Annotated in this window: 1 protein-coding gene; it reads left to right on the forward strand. The window is 66.9% G+C overall.

The window, feature by feature from the left end; translation table 11 throughout:
• Positions 1–2137 (forward strand): beta strand repeat-containing protein (locus ACM6JT_RS24605; protein ID WP_414857499.1); only part of this gene is annotated, 2137 nt, incomplete at its 5' end.
• Positions 2138–2343 lie beyond the last annotated feature (206 nt).

Below are 2343 nucleotides of genomic sequence, written 5' to 3' on the forward strand. Positions count from 1 at the left end.
CCGCATCGGCAACAACGTGGCGCTGACGGGCGAAAAGGCGAGCCTGGCGCTGAACTCGGGCAGCGGCCATACGCTGACGAACGACGATGCGACGGTCACGCTGTCGGGTCGCAATGCGTCGTTCTCGGCGAACGGCGATGCCTATCAGGTGATCCACGATCTCGCGGGGCTGCGCGGCGTCGAAGGCAACATGAAGGGCCGTTACGTGCTGGGTAACGCGATCGACGGCAAGGACGCGCAATTCCGCAGCCTTGGCGGCAAGAGTCAGGGGTTCACCGGTGTGTTCGACGGTCTGGGCAATACCATCGGCAACCTGTCAATCTCGAACCCCGGGGTGGCGATCGTCGGGTTGTTCGCGTCCAATTCGGGTCGTATCGCCAACCTCACGCTGGACAAAATCACTGCGCGAGGGGCGGCCTCTCCCACAGACATCGTCAGCATCGGCACGCTGGCCGGCTACAACCTGGGCGACATCACGAACGTGAAGGCGAAAAACGTCCTGGTAACCGGCACCGGCCGCGTGATCGTCGGTGGTCTGGTCGGCAGCAACTATAGCGGACGGATCGATCGCGCATCCGTTTCCGGCCGTGTCGAAGGCGGCAAGGAAGCGATGTACGCCGGCGGTCTGGTTGGCGAAAGCCGCACCGTCCTTTCGCCGAATCTCGGCGACGCGACCATCAGCAACAGCCGCGCCGACGTACAGGTTCGCAGCGAGTCGGCGGGCAGCACTGGCGGTCTGGTCGGGATCAACCGGGGCATCATCTCGGCCTCGACGGCCACGGGCAGTGTCACCGCCCTGGCCAGCGGTGCGCGTGTCGGTGGCCTGGTCGGTTTCAACGAAGGCGGGGAGAAGTCGGGCCGCATCAAGGCCTCTTCGTCGAGCGCGAGCGTGCGAGGCGGTCATGACGCGACGGCGGGCGGCCTGGTTGGCTACAACGCCGCGGCGATCGAAGCCTCCAACGCGACGGGCAGCGTGACCGTGGGCAATAACGGCACGGCGGGCGGTCTGGTCGGCTACAACACCGCGTCGATCGATGCATCCGGCGCGAAGGGCGACGTGACCGTTGGCGACAACGGCAAGGCAGGCGGCCTGGTCGGGGAAAATCTCGGCAAGATCGCCGCGTCGACGGCGGACAGCAACGTCGTTGCCGGTCGGTCGGCCATGGTCGGCGGGCTCGCCGGCGTCAACCGTGCGACGATCCTGGCGTCGACGGCGAACGGCAGCGTTCAGGCCGGCAACGCCGCGGTGGCGGGCGGTCTCGTGGGGTTGAACGAGGCCACGATCAACGCATCCACGGCGAACGGCAACGTCACGACGGGCACCGACAGCCAGCTGGGCGGCCTCGTCGGCCGTAACGGGTACGCGGCCAAGATCATCGCATCGAATGCGCATGGCAAGGTGGACGGGCGCGGCAACGCGAAGGCAGGCGGCCTCGTCGGCACGAACCTCGGCAAGGTGGACGGTTCGTCGGCCAACGGAGAGGTCAAGGTCGGCGCGCAAGGCCAGGCTGGCGGTCTCGTCGGCGAAAACCACGGCACCGTGACCGCGTCCTCGGCGGCCGGCAACGTATCGGCTGGCGATAACGGCATGGCAGGTGGTCTCGTCGGCACGAACTTCGGCAAGGTGGCGAGCGCCAGCGCAAGCGGGGCCGTGAACGTCGACGGTACGTACGGCAAGGCAGGCGGCCTGGTCGGATACAACATGGGCAGCGTGGCGTCGTCGAGCGCGTCGGGCGACGTCGTTGCGGGCGACAATAGCTACGTCGGTGGTCTGGTCGGCCAAAACTTCATGGGCGCATCGATCGATGCGTCCGACGCTTCCGGTTCGGCGAAGGGCGGTGATGTCAGTCGGGTCGGCGGCCTCGTCGGCGAAAACGACGGCAAGGTCAAGGCGTCGTCGTCGTCGGGTGCGGTGTCCGGCGGGCGCTATGCATGGCTGGGCGGCGTGGCAGGCGGAAACTTCGGCAACGTCGACAATTCGAGCTCCAGCAGCCGTATTGCCTACACGGACGGCTACTCGCAGTTCTACGGCGGGCTGGTCGGCCTCAATTTGGGCTGGATGAGCGGCAATAGCGTGAGCGGAAGCGCGAAGGCGGTGCCGCTCGCCGGCGTCAATTACGGCTCAATCCGGGACTGATCGGTCCCGTTCCGGGAGGCGGGGGCGTTGCAGTGACGCTCGCCTCCCGGGCACGTCGCGCTGTCTCGGCTTCGATCCGACGTCCGTTCGGCACAGGTGCCGGGCGGGTTGGCCGACCGGCGATGGCGGTTCGTACGCCATCGCCGGCTCGGTCTTCGTCGAAACGATGCTTTTCAAAGGTTCTTCGCGTTGACCCGCGAAGAACC

This window comes from Burkholderia sp. IT-111MI5, assembly GCF_949752865.1.
Lineage (GTDB): Bacteria > Pseudomonadota > Gammaproteobacteria > Burkholderiales > Burkholderiaceae > Burkholderia > Burkholderia pyrrocinia_C.